Consider the following 18,792-nt stretch of genomic DNA (forward strand, 5'->3'; position numbering starts at 1 on the left):
TTAGAGCCCCGTCGTGATGTCGATCGACTGGCCTTCGGCCAGGGTCACGATCGCTTTTTTGACGTCGTTGCGACGACCCACGATACCGCGGAAGCGCTTGGTCTTGCCCTTGGTCACGATGGTGTTGACCTTGGTCACCTTGACCTTGAACAGCTCTTCGACGGCGGCGGCGATTTCGTCCTTGGTCGCGTCGTTGGCCACCTTGAAGACAACCTTGTTCTGCTCGCTGAGCAGGGTCGTCTTTTCGGTGATCACCGGCGACAGGATCGTGTCGTAGTGGCGAGCGGTGGCGGCCATTAGGCGGCTTCCTTCTCAGCGAAACGGGCCGAGATCGCTTCGACCGCGTCCTTGGTCAGGACGAGGGTTTGGCGACGCAGCACGTCGTAGACGTTCAGGCCGGCGTTCGGCAGGACATCCACGTTCGGGATGTTGCGGGCGGCGAGCTTGAAGTTCGCGTCCACTTCCGGACCGGCGATGACCAGGGCGTTCTTCAGACCGATCTTGTCGAAGTTGGCGCGCAGAGCGGCCGTCTTGGCTTCGGTCAGAACGGCGCTGTCCAGGACGACCAGCGAGCCCGACTTGGCCTTCGACGACAGAGCGTGCTTCAGGGCCAGGGCGCGGATCTTCTTGGGCAGATCGAAGGCGTGGCTGCGGACCACGGGACCGTGGGCCTTGGCGCCGCCGACGAACTGGGCCGCACGGCGCGAGCCGTGACGGGCGCCGCCGGTGCCCTTCTGCTTGTACATCTTCTTGCTCGTACGAGAGACCTCGTTACGAACTTGAATCTTGTGGTTACCCGAGCGGCGCTTGGCCAGCTGCCAGGTGACGACGCGCTGCAGGATGTCGCCGCGGATCTCGTCGATGCCGAAGATGGCGTCGTCGAGATCAACGGAACCGGCCTTGCCGCCGTCCAGTTTGATGACGTCGAGTTTCATTAGCCTTCGCCCTCTTCGGTCACAGCCGCGGGGGCCTCTTCAGCGGGGGTCTCAGCAGCGGCCGGAGCAGCTTCGCCAGCCTTGCGGAAGGCGCCCGGACGCGGAGCGTCAGCCGGCAGAGCCTTCTTCACGGCGTCGCGAACCTTCACGTAGCTGCCTTCGTGGCCCGGGACGGCGCCCTTGACCAGGATCAGGCCGCGCTCGACGTCGACCTTCCAGACGGTGACGTTCAGCGTGGTGACGGTTTCTTGACCCAGGTGACCGGCCATCTTCTTGCCCGGGAACGTACGACCCGGGTCCTGGCGGTTACCGGTCGAACCGTGCGAACGGTGCGAGACCGAAACACCGTGGGTGGCGCGCAGACCGCCGAAGTTCCAGCGCTTCATGGCGCCGGCGAAACCCTTACCGACGGTCACGCCTTGGATGTCGACCTTCTGGCCGGCGACGAAGTGGTCGGCCGTCAGTTCGGCGCCGACTTCGATCAGGGCGTTTTCCTCGACGCGGAATTCAGCGACGACGCGCTTCGGCTCAACGGCCGCCTTCGCGAAGTGGCCGCGCATGGCCTTGGAGGTGTTCTTGGCCTTCTTGGCGCCAGCGCCCAGTTGCAGGGCGGTGTAGCCGTCCTTCTCAACGGTGCGAACGCCCGTAACCTGGCAACCGTCGAGCGACAGGACGGTGACCGGCACGTGCTGACCAGCTTCGTCGAAGAAGCGGGTCATGCCGAGCTTCTTGGCGATGACGCCAGTGCGTTGGGTGGGGAGAGTCATGGATCGGCCCTCCTTACAGCTTGATTTCGACGTCAACGCCGGCCGACAGGTCGAGCTTCATCAGCGCGTCCACGGTCTGCGGAGTCGGGTCAACGATGTCGAGAACGCGCTTGTGCGTACGGATCTCGAACTGCTCGCGCGACTTCTTGTCGACGTGCGGCGAACGGTTGACAGTGAATTTCTCGATAAGCGTGGGCAGGGGGATGGGGCCCCGCACCGTCGCACCCGTACGCTTGGCCGTATTGACGATCTCGCGCGTGGAATGATCCAACACGCGGTGATCGAAGGCCTTGAGCCGGATGCGGATGTTCTGACGATCCATATCGCTCGGTTTCCTAGTGGGCTGCGCCCGCGTCTCGAACCATTTCAAAGACCAACTCGGAACCCAGGTGGGCTCCGTACGCAGCGTCCGCAAAACAAATGTCCCCAACAGTCGCCTGTCGGGGGTGATGACCAGATATTGCACCCCTTCCGAGGAAGGTTAGCGGCGCTATGTCCGGGCGTCTCGCGAACCGCGTTTGAGCCCGAGAGCTCACAGCCGGTCCAACAGAGGCGCGCTTGTACGTTCCGGAATCGGTTTCGTCAAGCGCTCTGTCCGGTTCGTCGCGACTTTGTGGGACGCGAGTCGTCGGGCGGGTTCTGACTAGGCCCCTCCCTGCCCCGAAGCAAGCCCTCGAACGCGAAAACGCCCCGGCGAGACGATCGCCGGGGCGTTCCAGTTGTCTCTCTATATATTAGGTCCGTGGCGCTATTGGCCGATGATCACGTCGCCCGAGCCCGCTACATGTTTCTTCACCGGGCCCGTGACCTTGGCGATCTTGACGTCGCCCGAGCCCATCACGGACAGCTCGACCTCGCCCGCTTCACCGTTGAAGGTCACGTCGCCCGAGCCCATCACGCTGACCTCGACCGATCGGCTACGGCCGCCGGCCACGGTGATGTCGCCGGAGCCCGCGATATTGCCTTCCAGCTTGCCGCCGATGCTGGCGACCCAGACGTCGCCCGAGCCCGCGATATTGGCTTCGAGGTCGCCAGCGATCGCCTGGGAAGAGACATCGCCGGAACCCGCGATGCTGATCTCGGCATAGGCCGCGGTCCCGGCCTTGGCGCCACCCGATCCGGCCTGACTGATTTCCAGCTTGCCCTTGGTGTTGGCGATGGTCCAATCGCCGCAACCGGCGTTGCCGAGTTCGATGCTATCGGAGCGACCGATGGAGCCAAACACCGCGCCCCCCGCCTGGACCTTGACGTTCATCGGGGTGCGCACCGCGACTTCCGGGAGATTGTCGTAGGACACATCGCCCACGCCGCGCACCTTCACGAAGACCTTGCCGCCACGGCTGTTGCAGCCGTTGATCCGGCTCATCCGCAGATCGCCATCGATCACGACCTGCTCGCCTTCCTGGCGCACCGAGAGCGGTAGGGACGCGTTGGTGGTCAGGAACTCGACCTTCACGTCAGCCCGGTTCTCCGGGATGATGACGACGCGAGCGACCGCGTCCTTGATCTTGACGGAAGGCGCGGCCGCAGCAGCGCCGGCGGCGGTCGTGGCGATGGCCAGAACGGCCAGAGTGGTCAGAGCCCGCATCAGTGTCTCCCCAGGGATGCGTTGAATTCGATGGGGAGAAGCTACCGACCGCCTGACACCGTTTCGACTTAATTCGAGGTCATGACCCCGAAGTCATGTTCGGCGCAAGGTCAGTCGACCATCAGCGTCAGGCCGACCAGACCGAAGCTCAGGCCGAGCGCCGCGCCCAGCCGGGGATGACGGCGGGCCAGCGCGGTCAGGAAGCCGCCTCCCCCGCGAAGTTGCCCGACAAGACCCGGCTCGCAGGCCACAATCCGGTCGAAACGCCGCGCCAGCCGCGACGCGCCGATCGTCCGCATCGACTGACCCCGCGCGCCGCCTCGCCGCTCGATCAAGCCCTCGAAGACAACCTCGGCCGGGTCGGCGAAGTCATGCTTGTAGCTATCGGCGTCAACGCCGAAGTCGACCCGCTCGACCCCCAGGCCCGCCGCCGCCTCCAGGGTGTCCAGCGTCATCAGCGCGCCGGGGGAGTAGCGCGCGAACGCGGGCTCGTAGATCGGGAACCACAGGTGATGGCGCGCACCGGACAACAGTCCGAGTTCCGCCGCGACCATCTTGCCCCCTGCCCGCAACATCGCCATGCGCAGGCCGAAATCCTCGGTCCCGGAGGTCGCGAGCCGCTCCAGCAGCGTCACGGTCCATCCGCAACCGAACACATCGTACTGATGCGTCCGGGCGATCTGCGCCCGCTTTCGATCCACGATCAAAGCCACGTCGTCGAGCGTCGCCGGCGCGAAAGAGAAGGACAGCGGACCGTGATCGCGCTCCAGCGCCCGCCGACGCCGGCGCTTGTCCTTGAGAAAGCGCGCATCGCGGCCCGCCAAGTATGCGTCGAAGCCTTGCGAAAGGTCGGCCGCCATGGCCGATCGCGGCGACAGGCCCGCCAGGTCCGCAGCGCTTGGGCCGACCAAGCCGCCAAACCGGGCGCGGCGCGCGCCGGGCAGATGCGGCAGCAGCCGGGCGATCGACAGACCGGGCGCGGCGATCAGGCCGTGGAAATCGCTGAGCGGCGCGGCCAGGGGCTGCACGAGCGCGCCGCGCCTCTGGAACGGCAGGAAGCCCCGCAAGGCGTCACCGTCGCGCACCACGGCCAGCCTTGCGCCCGGCGCGACCTGGGCGGCGACCTCGATAAAGCGAAGGTCGAAGTAAGGGCTGGCCAAGTCCGGAGTCGCCGCACGTAGAGCCGTCCACGCAGACCGCTCGCTCGCCCCCAAGGCGGCGACGTCGACGATATCGACACGGATGCGATCAGCCTGCACGCGGCGAAGTCTCCCTAGACTGCGCGCATTTAGACCAAAGCCTCCTAACAACCGCTTTCGTTGAGCGCTGATCGACGAAGGCGGACGGGCGCGGACTTGTAGGCCGGGGTCCCCGAGCGCTGGTCATGGTCGTCCAGCGCGATCACCACATTGGTCTCGGGATAATAAGCCGCCAGACAGCCGGGCGGGATATCCCTCGCCACCAGGGTAAAGCCCCGCGCCACACGCCGCCCGCCCTCGTCGAATGCCGCCGCAAGGTCCACCCGGTCCCCCGCCGCCAGCCCGAGGCGCGCGATATCTTCCGGGCTGGCGAACACCACGTCGCGACGCCCGAACACGCCTCTGTAACGGTCATCCTGACCATAGATCGTCGTATTGTACTGGTCGTGACTGCGCAGGGTCGTCAGCAGCATCACGTCCCGATCGCCCCGGCGCGGATCCCCCCCCTTGGGGTCATAGACCAGGAAGTTGGCCTTGCCGCTGGCCGTCCGCCAGACGCGGTTAGAAGGTCCGACCGGCAGACGAAACCCGCCTGGGATCCGGACCCGCTCATTGTAATCCGCAAAAGCCGACGGGAAGACGCGCGCGATCAGGTCTCGCACAGCGTCGTAGTTGTCGGCCAGGCCGAACCAATCCACCAGGGGATCCTCGCCGAACGTCGCCGCCGCGATCCCCGCGACGATCGCCGGCTCGGACAGCAGGTGCTCGGACGCCGGCGCGTTGAGACCGCGCGACGCATGGACCATGGACATGGAGTCCTCGACCGTCACCGCCTGACGGACCCCGCCCCGGACGTCCATCTCGGTGCGGCCCAGACACGGCAGCAGCAAGGCCGCCTTGCCGACCAGCAGATGGGTGCGATTGGGTTTAGTCGCGACATGCACAGCCATATCCAGCTTGCGCATGGCGGCGAAGGTGCGGGTGGGATCGGGGGCGGCCACGGCGAAGTTTCCGCCCAAGCCCACGAACACCTTGGCCCGTCCCGCCTCCATCGCCCCGATCGCCTCGACCACGGTGTGGCCGTGAGCGCGCGGCGGCTCGAAGCCGAAGACGTCGCGGATCGCGTCCAGAAGCGCGGTCGGCGGCTTCTCCCAGACCCCCACGGTGCGCGCGCCCTGAACGTTGGAATGGCCGCGCAACGGGCAGATGCCAGCGCCGGGCCGTCCGATATTGCCCCGCATCAGCAGCAGATTGACCAGTTGCTGAACCGTGCTCGAGCTATCGCGGTGCTGGGTCAGGCCCATGCCGTAGCAGAGGATCGCCGCCTTGGCCTTAGCGTAGATGGCGGCGGCCTCCTCGATCCGCGCGCGCGGCAGGCCGCATCCTGCCTCGATCGTCGACCAGTCAAGCGCTTCGACCTGCTCGACAACGGCGTCGAAGCCCGTCGTGTGCTCGGCAATGAAGGCGTGGTCCAGAACCCCGCCGTCCCGCACCTCCAGAGCCAGCAGGGCCTTCATCATGCCCTGGACCAGCATCGCGTCGCCGCCGATCGTCACCTGGTAGTAGGCCGACGCGATGGGCGTAGAGCCCAGGGTCGCCATCTCGACCGGATCTTGCGGCGAGGCGAAGCGCTCCAGCGCCCGCTCCTTCAGCGGATTGAAGGCCAGGATCGTCGCGCCGCGCCGGCTGGCTTCGCGCAGGGTCGCCATCATTCGCGGGTGGTTGGTGCCGGGATTGTGGCCGAAACACAGGATCAGGTCGGCGTGGTCGAAATCCTCCAGCGTCACCGAGCCCTTGCCCAGGCCGATCGAGTCCGGCAGGCCCACGCTGGTGGGCTCGTGGCACATGTTCGAACAGTCGGGGAAGTTGTTGGTCCCGAACCGCCGACCGAGCAACTGATACAGGAACGCCGCCTCGTTCGACGCGCGGCCCGAGGCGTAGAACTCGGCCTCGTTCGGATCGTTCAAGGCCTTCAGCGCCGCGCCGACATGCGAGAAGGCGTCCGCCCAGGTGATCGCCTTGTAGCGATCGTCGGTCGGGTCATAGGCCATCGGCTCGGTCAGACGGCCCAGATCCTCGATCTGGTGGTCGCTCCAGGTCAGCAGCTCGCTAACGGTGTGACGGGCGAAAACCTCAGGCGTGGCGCGCTTGGTCGTCGCCTCCCAGGCGACGGCCTTGGCGCCGTTCTCGCAGAACTCGAAAGACGAGGTGTGCTTGGGGTCTGGCCAGGCGCAACCGGGACAGTCGAAACCCTCCGGCTGGTTGGCGTGCAGCAGGGTCTTGCCGCCCTCAATCACCGTTTCCTGGTCCGATAGCGCGCCAGCGACGGCCTTCAGCGCGCCCCAGCCTCCGGCAGGGGCGTCATAGGTCCGGACGCCGGGAATCTTGTTGTCCGCCATCAGGCCGGCTCCCTCATCCGATCGGTCAGCCGCTCAGCGCCCGCAAACACCGCGTGGCCATCGGCGCGCGCCAGAGCCACAAGCGTCAGGTTCGCCGTCTGCGCCCGATCAATCGCCAACGCGGTCGGCGCCGACACCGCCACCAAGATCGGGCAGCCCAGGCGCACGGTCTTTTCGACCATCTCGAACGAGCAACGGCTGGTCACCACGACGAAACCCTTCGCCGGATCACGCCCCCCGCGCAGCAAGGCTCCGGCCAGCTTGTCCAGCGCGTTATGGCGGCCGACATCCTCGCGTAGCAGGACCAGGTCCCCCTCCAGCGAGAAGAACGCGGCCGCGTGAGTGGCGCGGGTCAGGCGGCCCAGGGCTTGCTCGACCTCAAGCCTCTCCAGGGCGCGCGGAATGACGGTGTGCGCCAGGACTGTGTCCGAGGCGGCCAGCGTCGGCAGCGGTCTCACAGCGTCGGCCAGACGCTCCACGCCGCACAACCCGCAGCTGGACCGTCCTTCCAGATTGCGCGGACGAGCCTTGCGGGGCCCCGCGCCCGGCGTGAAGCGGACGTCGACCAGGACGCCCAGCTCCTCGGTCCGAACGTCGATCCCGGCGATGTCCTGAACGGCGGCCACCGCTTCGGTGACGACAAAACCACGCGCCAGATCCTCCAGATCATCCGGCGTGGCCATCAGCACCGTATGCGGGCGACCATCGAACGACAGACCGACGGCGGTTTCCTGCGGCGTGATGCGCTCGAAAGGCCGCGCAGCCTGATCGGCGCGCCACTGCAGGGCGGGACGGGGATCGGCGACGGAACGCGACATGCTTGAAGCCTACTCCCACGGCGCCGAGCGGTACAGCGGCCGTCGCGATGTCATCTGGAGGCTGGGTGAAGGCGAGGCGCGCGGATCAGACTCAGCCTGCGGCCGGCTCCAGGCGCGCAAGTAAGACGCCCTCGCTGACTTGCCCGCCCGTCGTCGCCGACAGCTCGGCGACCACGCCGTCGAACGGCGCGGCCATTGCGTGCTCCATCTTCATGGCCTCTAGGGTCAGCAGGGTCTGCCCCTTGCTTACGGCCTCGCCGGCGGTCACCGCGACCGAGACGATCTTGCCCGGCATCGGCGACAGGATCGCGCCATCCGAGGCGCCGCCTTCACCCGCTCCGCCGACCCTGGCGACGAAGTCGAACTCCACGACGTCGCCACCCTCGAACACTTGGATCGGGCCTTTGCCGTAAGTGGTTGGCAGGCGCGTAACCTCGTCGAAGGTCGAGCCGTCGGCGTGGCGGATGTCCCAGGACCAGTCTTCGGTTCCACCGCCGATCAGGGCGACGCGCAGCGGCGTGGCCTTGCCGTCGGTAGACATCGGCAGATGCATCGTCGCCCGGGGCGCATTCATACGGAAACCGAGCAACTTCGACGGGGCTGGCTCCCACGGATCGCGCCGGGCCTCCGCCTCCAGGAAGCTGTCCAAACGCCAGCCGATCGCGGCCATGGCAGGCTCGTCGCTAAAAGTGCGTTCCGTCAGCTCATCAAGGCGCGCCTCGATAAAGCCGGTGTCCACCGCGCCGTCGACGAAGTCCGGGTGGCTGGCGCATTTGGCCAGGAACGCGGCGTTGGTCTTGACCGGCCAAACCTCGACCAGAGCGCAGGCCTCGGCCAAGCGCTGGGCGGCGTCCTCGCGGTCGGCGCCGTGGGCGATCAGCTTGGCGATCATCGGGTCGTAGAATGGGGTGACCTCGCCCCCCTCCTCGACCGCGCTGTCGACCCGGACGTCGCCTTCCGGCAGGCGGAAGTGCTTGAGCTTGCCCGTCGACGGGAGGAAGCCCGTGGTCGGGTTCTCGGCGTAGAGCCGCGCCTCCATGGCCCAGCCGTCCAGCGTGATCTCGTCCTGCTCCAGCGGCAGCGGCTCGCCGGAGGCCACGCGCAACTGCCATTCAACCAAATCCTGCCCGGTGACCATCTCGGTCACTGGATGCTCGACCTGCAAGCGGGTGTTCATCTCCATGAACCAGATACGGTCGGCGCGCAGGCCTTCGCTGGCGTCGGCGATAAACTCGACCGTTCCAGCGCCGACATAGTTCACGGCCTTGGCGGCCTTGACCGCCGCGGCGCAGACGGCGGCCCGGGTCGCCTCGTCCATGCCCGGCGCCGGCGCCTCCTCGATGACCTTCTGGTGGCGGCGTTGCAGCGAGCAGTCGCGTTCAAACAGGTGGACGACATTGCCGTGGCTGTCGCCGAACACCTGCACCTCGATGTGGCGCGGCCGGGTGACGTACTTCTCCAGCAGCACCCGGTCGTCGCCGAAGGCCGCCGCGGCCTCGCGCCGGCACGAGCCCAGCGCGGCCTCGAAGTCCTCCGCGCGCTCGACCTTACGCATCCCCTTGCCGCCGCCGCCGGCGACGGCCTTGATCAGCACCGGATAGCCGATCTTGGCCGCCTCGGCGGTGAGGCGGTCAACCGACTGGTCCTCGCCCAGATAACCGGGCGTGGTGGGCACGCCGGCCTTGATCATCACCGCCTTGGCGGCGTCCTTCAGGCCCATGGCCCGGATCGCCGATGGCGGCGGACCGATCCAGACGAGCCCCGCGTCCATCACGCTTTGCGCGAACTCGGCGTTCTCGGACAGGAAGCCATAGCCCGGATGGATCGCCTCGGCGCCCATCTGCTTGGCCGCCGCTAGGATCTTGCGAGGGTCCAGATAGCTGTCCTTGGCCGGCGCTGGGCCGATCAGGATCGCGGCGTCGGCCTCCATGACGAACGGCGCATTGGCGTCCGCCTCGGAATAGACGGCGATCGTCCGCACGCCCAGATCGCGAGCGGTGCGAATGATACGGCGGGCGATCTCGCCTCGGTTGGCGATCAGGACGGAAGAGAGCAACGGGAAACCCAATCTAGCGAAAACGCGAAGACCAACGGAGCCTGGCTGAGAGGGCGAATCCTATTCGACCCAGGACGGCTTGCGACGGGCCAGGAAAGCGCGCACGCCTTCTTGTCCTTCGGACGACACACGCCGGCGTGCGATGCGACGCGCGCTCTCTTCGATCAGCCCCTTGTCGAGCTTTTGACCAACGAAGTCGTTGACCAGGGCCTTGGCGTCGCCGATCGCGCCGGGCGCGCAGGGCGCCATCTCGGCGATCAGGGCGTCACGGGCGGCCTCAAGGCTGGCGACATCCTCGAACACTTCGTCGACAAGACCAAAGCCCCAGGCGTCATCGGCGTCGAAGACGCGGCCCGTGGCGAACAGGAGTTTGGCGGTCCGAGGGCCCAGGGCTTGGATGACGTAGGGACTGATCGTCGCCGGCGTCAGACCCAGCTTCACCTCCGAGAAGGCGAACTTGGCGTCGACCAGCGCCAGCGCATGGTCGCACGCCGCGACAAGCCCCGCGCCGCCACCGAAGGCGGGGCCTTCGACGAGAGCCACGGTCAGAGCCGGGATATCGTGCAACGCCTTGAGCATGTGCGCCAATTCGAGCGCGTCCTGGCGATTGTCATCCTCGTCCCAATCGGCCGCGTCGGCCATCCAGGAGAGGTCGGCGCCGGCGCTGAACGCGCCGCCCACCCCACGCAGGAACACCACGCGGACACCCTCGGCGCCGTGCAGGGTCTCAAAGGTCTGACGCAAGGCCGCGATCGTGGCGGCGTCGAAGGCGTTCTTCTTCTCCGGCCGATTGATCCACACGGTGACCGCGCCTTCCGGCGTGCTGTCCATGTGGACCAACGGGCTCATCGCGTCAGTGTCGGGCACCTCGACGATGGGATCGGCGATCGGGTTGGTCATGGGAAGGTCCTTCCTGGAAGCTACATCCGGAAAACGCCGAAAGTGGTCTCGGGGATCGGCGCGTTCAGCGACGCCGAGATGGCCAGACCCAGAACGTCCCGGGTTTGCGCCGGATCAATGATCCCGTCGTCCCAGAGGCGGGCCGTTGCGTGGTAGGGATTGCCTTCGTCCTCGTAGCGCTGGCGGATCGGCGCCTTGAAAGCCTCGGCCTCCTCGGGCGTCCACTTGGCGGCGTCCCGGTGGACGGTGGCCAGCACGCTGGCGGCCTGCTCGCCGCCCATGACCGAGATGCGGCTGTTGGGCCAGGTGAACAGGAAGCGCGGGCTGTAGGCGCGGCCGCACATGCCGTAGTTTCCCGCCCCGAAGCTGCCGCCGATCAGGACGGTGAATTTCGGGACCTCGGCGGAAGCCACAGCCGTCACCAGCTTGGCGCCGTCCTTGGCGATGCCGCCGGCCTCGTACTTGCCGCCGACCATGAAGCCCGAGATGTTCTGCAAAAAGACCAGCGGAATCTTGCGCTTGCAGGCGAGTTCAATGAAGTGCGCGCCCTTGACCGCGCTCTCGCTGAAGAGCACGCCGTTGTTGGCGAGGATCGCCACAGGCTGCCCCCAGATGCGCGCGAAACCGCAGACTAGGGTCGTGCCATACAAGGCCTTGAACTCGTCGAACTGGCTGCCGTCGACTACGCGGGCGATCACCTCGCGGACATCATAGGGCGCGCGAACATCGGTGGGCACGATCCCGTAAATCTCCTCGGGGTCGTAAGCGGGTGGCTCGGGGTCGGCGAGCACCAACTGATCCGGCTTGGTGGTGTTCAGGTTGGCGACGATGGAGCGAACGATCTCCAGGGCGTGCTCGTCGTTCTCCGCGACGTGGTCGACAACGCCCGAGCGGCGACCGTGAGTCTCGGCGCCGCCCAGCTCTTCGGCCGAGATCACCTCGCCGGTCGCGGCCTTCACAAGCGGCGGGCCGGCGAGGAAGATAGTGCCTTGATTGCGAACGATGACCGTCTCATCGCTCATCGCCGGGACGTAGGCCCCGCCGGCGGTGCATGAGCCCATCACGCAGGCGATCTGCGGAATGCTGGCCGCGCTCATCCGGGCCTGGTTGAAGAAGATGCGCCCGAAGTGGTCGCGGTCCGGGAAGACCTCGGCCTGGTGCGGCAGGTTCGCGCCGCCGCTGTCGACCAGATAGATGCAGGGCAGCCGATTCTGCGCGGCGATCTCCTGGGCGCGCAGGTGCTTCTTTACCGTCATCGGGAAATAGGCGCCGCCCTTCACCGTCGGTTCATTGGCGACGATCATCACCTCGCGGCCCGACACGCGGCCGACGCCGCAGATCATGCCCGCGCCTGGCGCTTCGCCATTGTAGAGGTCGCAGGCGGCCAGTTGGCCGACCTCCAGGAAAGGCGAGCCCGGATCCAAGAGGCGCTCGACGCGATCACGGGGCAGCAACTTGCCGCGCGACGTGTGCCGCTCGCGGGCGCCTTCCGGTCCGCCGAGGGCGGCTTGCGCCACCTTGGCGCGCAGCTCTTCCACAAGCGCCCGGTTATGGGCGGCGTTCCTGGCGAAGGCGTCGCTGGACGCGTCGATAACGGAGTTCAACTTCGGCATGACCGACGCTTAGCCTTTTCCACCCTGCCCTGAAAGTCGGAGTTTTTTGGACCCCGAACCCAAAGATTCCGAGCCAAAACCGTTCTCGACCATTTCGCTTGTGCGATCAACAGTTGCGCCTGATGGTGTCCTTGTGGTCAAGCCTGCCGGTTCGGGTTAGCGTTCGCGGCGTGGAAACGCCCCTGCCCGACGACTCGGCCCTGGCCCGCCTCTTCGCCCGCGCGACACGAACCGGGGCGGCGGCCTGGTTTTCCCTGCCCGGGGGGGCGACCCTTTTCGAGCCAGGCGAAGCGGCGGACCATCTCTATTTTCTGAAGACCGGACGCCTGGGCGCCTTCCGCCGCGAGGAAGGCCAGGAATCACAATTCCTGGGCGTGATCCGCCCGGGCGAACCGGCGGGTGAGATGGCCCTGGTCGGGGGCACGGCGCATTCGGCCAACATGGTGTCTCTTCGCGACAGCGAGGTGCTAGCGCTTCCCCGCGACGACTTCTTCGAGGCGGCGGAGGACGATCCGACGGTCATGCTGGAGCTCTCCCGGCTGATGATCCGCCGGGCGCGCCAGGCGCAGACCCACGCAGCGATCGGCGATCCGTCGGTCTTCGGCTTCATCGCAGTGGAGCCCGGCGCGGCGATCCGCCCCGTCGTTGAGCGCCTTGGCCGCTGCATCGAAAGCCTGGGCTACTCGGTCACCGTGGAAGGCGGCGAGTCGTTGCTCGCGCCGACCGAATGGTTCAGTAACGTCGAACGTGAGCACGACTTCGTGCTGTACGTGGCCGAAGCCGACGAGACCGCGTGGAAGCATGTCGTTGGCCGTCAGGTCGACCACCTATTCCGCGTTGGTCGCGGCGATCGTTCGCCGCCCACGACCATTCCATCCTACGCTTCCGGTCCGCTGCAGACGCAGCGGCTGGTGGATCTCATTCTGCTGCAGTCCGCCAACCTTGATCGCCCGTCCGGCTCGGCGGCCTGGATGGCGGCGACCCAGGCGGCCAGACTGTTCCATCTGCGCGAGAATGGCGTCGGAGACCTACAGCGACTGGCCCGCGTGCTTACGGGTCAGTCGGTGGGCCTTGTTCTCTCCGGGGGCGGGGCTCGCGCCTACGCCCATATCGGCGCGATCCAGGCGATGCGCGAACGCGGCATCCCGATCGACTTCGTGGGCGGCGCGTCGATGGGCGCGATCGTCGCGGCTGGTCTGGCCATGGGGTGGGACGACGGAGAACTGGAAGCCCGTATTCAAAAGGCCTTCGTCGACACCAGTCCGTTGGACGATATCGCTTTTCCGATGATCGCCATGACACGCGGCGAGAAAGTCCGCGACCGGCTGCACGAGCACTTTGGCGAGGTCGACATCAGCGATCTCTGGCTGCCGTTCTTCTGCGTGTCGTCGAACCTTACCTCCGGCTCCTATCAACTCCACCGCACGGGCGACCTGCAGGAGGCGTTGCGCGCCTCGATCTCGTTGCCGGGCGTGCTTCCGCCGGCCACCCAGAATGGACAGGTGCTGGTGGATGGCGCGGTGATGAAGAACTTCCCCGCCGACGTGATGCGCTCATTTCAACTCGGCCCGATCGTCGGCGTCGACGTCACGCGCGGCCGCAGCATCACCAGCGCCGACATCGTCACGCCGCCGTCGCTGTGGAACTGGATCGTTTCAGGCGAGTGGCGGAAGGGGCCGCCGATCGTGGCCCTGTTGATGCGCGCCGCGACCGTGACGACGGGACGCGACCTCGCCGCCGCCCGCGAGGCGACCGACGTCCTGATCACCCCGAAACTGGAAGGGATCGACATCCGGGACTGGCGCGCGTTCGAACCGGCGGTGAAGGCCGGCTACGTCGCCGCAGGCTTCGCGCTGGACGGCGTGGATCGGCCGATCACCGACCTTCGCAAGCGCCCGAGCCTGATCGAGCGGCGCGCCCAGCACAGCCCCGCCTGGCAGAGATAAGACACGCGGCCTTGGGCGAGCGACGGACGATCAGATGTTGCTCCGGAATTGAGCGGCGCACCCCGCAAGCGACCGCGACCTCGCGTCGCAAGCGATAGCCCCTTCCCTTTCGCCGACGGCGGTCCAATATCCGTCCTGTGTTGTTCAACAACTGAAAGGAGGTGATCCAGTGTCTCATTGTCTCCAACCGCGGTCGCAAGTCGTGACCTGGAGCCCGAAGAGCGAGGTCTCCGCCTAAGGCGTTGAGCGCCAAGGGTAAAAGTCACAGGCTGCGAGAGCGGCTACGACGATGGAGGGCCGTCCCGAGCGATCGGGGCGGCCCTTTTCATGTCTCGCAGACCAGGATCAGCCGCCGATCAACTCACGGCCGATCAGGAAGCGGCGGATCTCGTTGGTGCCCGCGCCGATGTCGTAGAGTTTGGCGTCGCGCAGGAGCCGCTCGACCGGCCATTCCTTAGTGTAGCCGGCGCCGCCCAGAGCCTGGATCGCTTCCAGCGACACCTTCACGGCGTTCTCAGACGCCATCAGGATCGCGCCGGCGGCGTCGAAACGCGTGGTCTTGCCCGCGTCGCAGGCCTTGGCGACGGCGTAGACATAGGCCCGCGCCGAGTTCAGGGCCACGTACATGTCGGCGATCTTGCCCTGCATCAGCTGGAACGACCCGATCGGTTGGCCGAACTGCTTGCGGTCGCGGACATAGGGCAGAACGATATCGAGACAGGCCTGCATGATGCCCAAGGGCCCCGCCGCCAGCACGGCGCGCTCATAGTCCAGGCCGCTCATCAGCACGCCGACGCCGCCGCCGACCGGACCCATGACGTTCTCTTCCGGGATCTCGCAGTCCTCGAACACCAGCTCGGCGGTGTCCGAGCCGCGCATGCCCATCTTGTCCAGCTTCTTGGAGACGCTGAAGCCCTTCATGCCCTTCTCGACGAGGAAGGCGGTGATGCCCCGGCTGCCCTCGCCGGTCTTGGCGTAGACCACCAGCGTGTCGGCGTGGGGCGCGTTGGTGATCCAGAACTTCGTGCCATTCAGGATGTAGCGGTCGCCGACCTGCTCGGCGCGTAGCTTCATCGACACGACGTCCGAGCCCGAACCGGCCTCACTCATGGCCAGCGAACCGACATGCTCGCCGCTGATCAGCTTGGGAAGGTAACGGCGCTTCTGCTCCGGCGTCGCCCAGCGGCGGACCTGGTTCACGCAGAGATTGGAGTGCGCGCCATAGCTGAGCCCCACCGAGGCCGACGCGCGGCTGACCTCTTCCATCGCCACGACGTGCTCTAGATAGCCCAGGCCCAGACCGCCGAATTCCTCTTCGACGGTAACGCCATGCAGGCCGAGGTCCCCCATCGGGACCCAGAGGTCGCGCGGGAAGGTGTTGGTCTCATCGATCTTCGCAGCGATCGGCGCGATTTTGTCTGCGGCGAAGCGCGCCGTGGTTTCACGGATGGCGTCTGCGGTCTCACCCAGCGCGAAATCCATCGAGGGAGCGAAAGTCATCGACATAGTTTCCTTCCCGAGCGCCCGAACGGAAGATGTGGGCGGTTTCAGCGCTTGTCACGCTCTGGCTCAGCACCGAGACAGCGTGTGCATCCGATCGCAGTCGATTTCCACCGGAAAACTGTCGAGACATAGCAAAAACGCCCGCCGGGCATCGAGACCAGCGGGCGTTCTTGCTCACAGCTTCCGCATGGGAAGCAAAGAAAACTACTCGTCGTCGCTCGTATCGGGACCGGCCAGGCGACGCAGCAACAGATAGGCCGAGACCACAAAGCAGATCGCGCCGACCATGCTGGCGCCATAGCCGAACAGCTTCACCTGGCCGTCAGAGCCCGCCGCGACGGTGAGGATCCACAGAACGCCGCCGCCGAACAGGGCCAGGCCCAGGATGCCCAGGCTGATCAGAAGGCTTGCGTTGCCGAAGCGCGGCTGCTCGGGCTCGACCAGAGGCACATCCATCACGCCGACGCTGGCGTCTTCGCTCGTCGAGAAGCCGTCGAGATTGAACACCGACGAACCCGCGACCGGCGCACCGAACAAGGTCGGCTCGCTGGGAGCCGAACGCACCTGATACGGGGCTTCGACCGGCGACTCTACCTCTTCGGTCGTCTGCGGAGTCAGGCGGAACGGCGTGAACTCGACGGGCGCGGGCGGCGCTTCGTCCGGAACCGCCTGCGGCTCGGAAGGGAACAGGGTCGGGGCAGGGTCGACCTCGGCCGGCCGAGTCGGCACGGGCGGCTCGGGCAGACCCAGATCGTCCTGGCGGATCGCCGGCTTGGCGATCGGCGCCGGGCTCTCCGGCAGGATGGCTTCCAGGCGGGCGGCGACGGCGGCGGCCGACTGCTCGGTCGCTGTCGGCCCCTCCTCTTCCGGGACGACCACGTTCAGCGGCAGCCCGTCCTCGCGCTCGGCGACGACCCGGTCGCCCTCGGTGCGCGTATTGACGGCGGCGGGCGTCTGCCTGGGCACCGCGCAGCTGGCGTCATAGTCGACCTTGGGCCGCAGCACCGGGCTCGGCGCCGGGACCCATTCGCCGTTGGCCGGCGTGAGGAAAAGCGTCTTTTCGGCGGCGCGGCGGCGCACCAGGGCGTCGATGACAATGCGCTCGCCCTCGAAGTCGGCCTTGCGCCACATCTCCATCGCGCACGCGGCTTGCAGCAGCGAGCCCTCGTTGATCCGGCGCAGCACGCCCGAACGCAGGAAGTTGTCGAGGCCGATATTGAAGGCGAAGCAGACCAGCGCGTCGAACTGGTTCTGATTCAGCGGCGCGTAGGTGTGCTCGTTCACCGAATGGGCGACCGAGATGAGATCGTAGAGCAGCAGCGCCTCGGCGTCCTTTTCCGAGACGGAGGCCCCTTCACGGGCGGTCAGGGTGTGGCCATAGCCGACCGTCCAGCGCCCATCGGGGAGCTGCGCGGCCTTCTGACGGTACCCTTCGAATCTCTTGATGAGATCGACGGCGGCCCGGGAGACCTGATGACGCGGTTTCATCGCCTAGATTGACCCAGTTTGAGACAGACGCGGATGCGTTCGCCTGTCTCGGCGCAAGGTCGGCGCCAGTTTCCCCGGATGAGCGAGAAGATCTCAGTGCAGCAGCAGCGAGGCGATCAGCAGCACGGCGAAGAAGCCGGTGAAGTCGGTCAGGAAGGTGACGAAGATCGACGACGACACCGCCGGGTCGCGACCCATCTTCTCCAGCGCCAGCGGCATCAGGATGCCGCCCAGCGCGGCGGTGAAGATGTTGGTGATCAGGGCCGCGCCGACGATGATCGCCAGCTTGTCGTGGTGGTCGGACGGCCCGAAGAACATGTAGGTCGCCGCGCCCATCACCAGCGCCAAACACAGGCCGTTGACCAGGCCCACCAGCAGCTCCCGGGCCACGATGCGGCGGGCGTTGGCCGTGGTCAGCTCCTTGCTGGCCAGGGCGCGCACCGCGACGGCGAGAGTCTGGGTGCCGGCGTTGCCGCCCAATGACGAGACGATCGGCATCAGGATGGCCAGGGCCACCAGCTGGGCGATCTCGTCCTGGAAGATGGCCACGCCGCTGACCGCCAGGGTCGCGGTCGCCAGGTTCAGCATCAGCCACGGCAGGCGCGACTTTACGATCTCGATCACCGAGGCGTCGCGGCCCGCGTCCGACACACCGGCCAGGGCCAGGATGTCTTCTTCGGCCTCGTCACGGATGACCTCGACGATGTCGTCGACGGTGATCTGGCCCACGAGGCGCCCGCCGGGCTCGATCACCGGGGCGCTGATCAGGTGGTACTTGTCGAAGATGTAGGCGACCTCTTCCTGGTCCATCTCGACCGGGATTTCGGTGACCGCCTCCATCAGCTCGGCCAGCGGCGTCTCGCGGCGGCTGCGCAGCAGAATGCTGATCGGGATGGCTCCGACCGGCTTGAAGGTCGGATCGACGACATAAACGTCGAAGAACAGCTCGGGCAGTGAGTCACCGGCCTCGCGGACATGGTCAATCGTCTGGCCGACGGTCCAGAATTCCGGCGCGGCCAGGAACTCGCGCTGCATCAGGCGGCCGGCGGTCTCGTCCTCGTAGGACAGGGTCGTTTCGATGGCGGCGCGGTCGGTCTCGCCCATGGCGGCCAGCACCTGGAAGCGCTTGGTGTCGTCAAGGTCGTCGATGACGTCGGCGGCGTCGTCTGTGTCCAGCTCCTCGAGGGCCCGGGCCAGGGTGACGGACGGCGTCGCCTCCAGCACCTCTTCGCGGATGTTGTCCTCGAGCTCGGAAATGATCTCGCCCAGCGCCTGCGGGTCGAGCAGCGGGATCACTTCCTCGCGGTAGTCGGCCGTGAGAAAGCCCATCAGGTCGGCGACGTCCGCCGGGTCCAGCGCCGTGATCAGTTCGCCCAGGCGCTTGGTGTCGCCGCGATCGGCGGCGTCGATCACCATCTCGACGTAGTCGGGATTGAGCGCGTAGTCATCGCCCAGGGCGAGGTCTTCGAGCTCCTCGGGCGTCTCGGTCTTCGGAAGCGGGATGTGAGCCAGCGGGGTGTCGTCCAGCACGTCGTCGTTCAGTTCGGCGGTGTCCCGGGTCATGGGGGCCTCCTGAGCTC

17 protein-coding genes are annotated in these 18,792 nt (G+C 66.8%); 2 read left to right on the forward strand and 15 right to left on the reverse strand.

The window, feature by feature from the left end; all coding sequences use genetic code 11:
• The 12 genes from CSW63_RS15655 to CSW63_RS15710 all read right to left on the reverse strand — a co-directional run bounded on the left by CSW63_RS15655 (position 1) and on the right by CSW63_RS15710 (position 12,275).
• On the reverse strand, positions 1-297 hold the full coding sequence (locus CSW63_RS15655) for a 50S ribosomal protein L23 (RefSeq protein ID WP_010919129.1): 297 nt from the start codon (positions 295-297) through the stop codon (positions 1-3).
• The gene (rplD, locus tag CSW63_RS15660; RefSeq protein ID WP_099503304.1) at positions 297-935 is read right to left on the reverse strand and encodes a 50S ribosomal protein L4; all 639 of its coding nucleotides are present in this window, start codon (positions 933-935) and stop codon (positions 297-299) included. The genes CSW63_RS15655 and rplD overlap by 1 nt, the downstream gene beginning before the upstream one ends.
• Complete coding sequence (gene rplC, locus CSW63_RS15665) at positions 935-1,702, reverse strand: 50S ribosomal protein L3 (protein ID WP_099503300.1); 768 nt, start codon at positions 1,700-1,702, stop codon at positions 935-937. The genes rplD and rplC overlap by 1 nt, the downstream gene beginning before the upstream one ends.
• 13 nt (positions 1,703-1,715) lie before the next feature.
• Positions 1,716-2,024, reverse strand: coding sequence for a 30S ribosomal protein S10 (gene rpsJ / locus CSW63_RS15670; protein ID WP_004616952.1), 309 nt, complete (start codon positions 2,022-2,024; stop codon positions 1,716-1,718).
• A gap of 13 nt (positions 2,025-2,037) precedes the next feature.
• Positions 2,038-2,238, reverse strand: a complete 201-nt coding sequence (locus CSW63_RS15675) for a hypothetical protein (protein WP_099503298.1) — start codon at positions 2,236-2,238, stop codon at positions 2,038-2,040.
• 212 nt (positions 2,239-2,450) lie between these two features.
• The gene (locus CSW63_RS15680) at positions 2,451-3,290 is read right to left on the reverse strand and encodes a GIN domain-containing protein (protein WP_099503296.1); all 840 of its coding nucleotides are present in this window, start codon (positions 3,288-3,290) and stop codon (positions 2,451-2,453) included.
• A 110-nt stretch (positions 3,291-3,400) separates the two neighbouring features.
• On the reverse strand, positions 3,401-4,549 hold the full coding sequence (locus CSW63_RS15685) for a GNAT family N-acetyltransferase (protein WP_099503294.1): 1,149 nt from the start codon (positions 4,547-4,549) through the stop codon (positions 3,401-3,403).
• Between the two features lie 44 nt (positions 4,550-4,593).
• Positions 4,594-6,888, reverse strand: a complete 2,295-nt coding sequence (locus CSW63_RS15690; RefSeq protein ID WP_099503292.1) for an FdhF/YdeP family oxidoreductase — start codon at positions 6,886-6,888, stop codon at positions 4,594-4,596.
• Positions 6,888-7,706: a formate dehydrogenase accessory sulfurtransferase FdhD gene (gene fdhD, locus CSW63_RS15695; RefSeq protein ID WP_099503290.1), complete on the reverse strand. Its 819-nt coding sequence runs from the start codon at positions 7,704-7,706 to the stop codon at positions 6,888-6,890. Before fdhD ends, CSW63_RS15690 begins: the two co-directional genes overlap by 1 nt.
• 91 nt (positions 7,707-7,797) lie before the next feature.
• The gene (locus CSW63_RS15700; protein WP_099503287.1) at positions 7,798-9,762 is read right to left on the reverse strand and encodes an acetyl/propionyl/methylcrotonyl-CoA carboxylase subunit alpha; all 1,965 of its coding nucleotides are present in this window, start codon (positions 9,760-9,762) and stop codon (positions 7,798-7,800) included.
• 60 nt (positions 9,763-9,822) lie between these two features.
• The gene (locus tag CSW63_RS15705; RefSeq protein ID WP_099503285.1) at positions 9,823-10,662 is read right to left on the reverse strand and encodes an enoyl-CoA hydratase-related protein; all 840 of its coding nucleotides are present in this window, start codon (positions 10,660-10,662) and stop codon (positions 9,823-9,825) included.
• A 20-nt stretch (positions 10,663-10,682) separates the two neighbouring features.
• Positions 10,683-12,275 (reverse strand): carboxyl transferase domain-containing protein, encoded by a 1,593-nt coding sequence (locus CSW63_RS15710; RefSeq protein WP_099503283.1) that lies wholly within the window; start codon positions 12,273-12,275, stop codon positions 10,683-10,685.
• 170 nt (positions 12,276-12,445) lie between these two features.
• Here CSW63_RS15710 and CSW63_RS15715 point away from each other — a divergent pair, with 170 nt between their 5' ends.
• Together CSW63_RS15715 and CSW63_RS15720 are read left to right on the forward strand one after the other, a co-directional pair.
• Positions 12,446-14,221: a patatin-like phospholipase family protein gene (locus tag CSW63_RS15715; protein WP_168193669.1), complete on the forward strand. Its 1,776-nt coding sequence runs from the start codon at positions 12,446-12,448 to the stop codon at positions 14,219-14,221.
• Between the two features lie 151 nt (positions 14,222-14,372).
• Positions 14,373-14,459 carry a hypothetical protein gene (locus CSW63_RS15720; protein ID WP_127847015.1) on the forward strand — a complete coding sequence of 29 codons (87 nt, stop codon included), beginning with the start codon at positions 14,373-14,375 and terminating at the stop codon, positions 14,457-14,459.
• A gap of 107 nt (positions 14,460-14,566) precedes the next feature.
• Here the strand turns inward: CSW63_RS15720 and CSW63_RS15725 are convergent, their stop codons facing one another.
• From CSW63_RS15725 to mgtE, 3 genes are all read right to left on the reverse strand, one after another.
• Complete coding sequence (locus CSW63_RS15725; RefSeq protein WP_099503279.1) at positions 14,567-15,727, reverse strand: isovaleryl-CoA dehydrogenase; 1,161 nt, start codon at positions 15,725-15,727, stop codon at positions 14,567-14,569.
• Positions 15,728-15,928: 201 nt separating this feature from the next.
• A complete protein-coding gene (spmX, locus tag CSW63_RS15730; RefSeq protein ID WP_099503276.1) occupies positions 15,929-17,212 on the reverse strand; it encodes a lysozyme-family localization factor SpmX in 1,284 nt (427 codons plus the stop codon).
• Between the two features lie 93 nt (positions 17,213-17,305).
• Entirely contained in the window at positions 17,306-18,775 is a 1,470-nt protein-coding gene (mgtE, locus tag CSW63_RS15735) for a magnesium transporter (RefSeq protein WP_099503274.1), read from the reverse strand.
• Between the last annotated feature and the right edge of the window lie 17 nt (positions 18,776-18,792).

The organism is Caulobacter sp. FWC26, assembly GCF_002742645.2.
Taxonomy (GTDB): domain Bacteria; phylum Pseudomonadota; class Alphaproteobacteria; order Caulobacterales; family Caulobacteraceae; genus Caulobacter.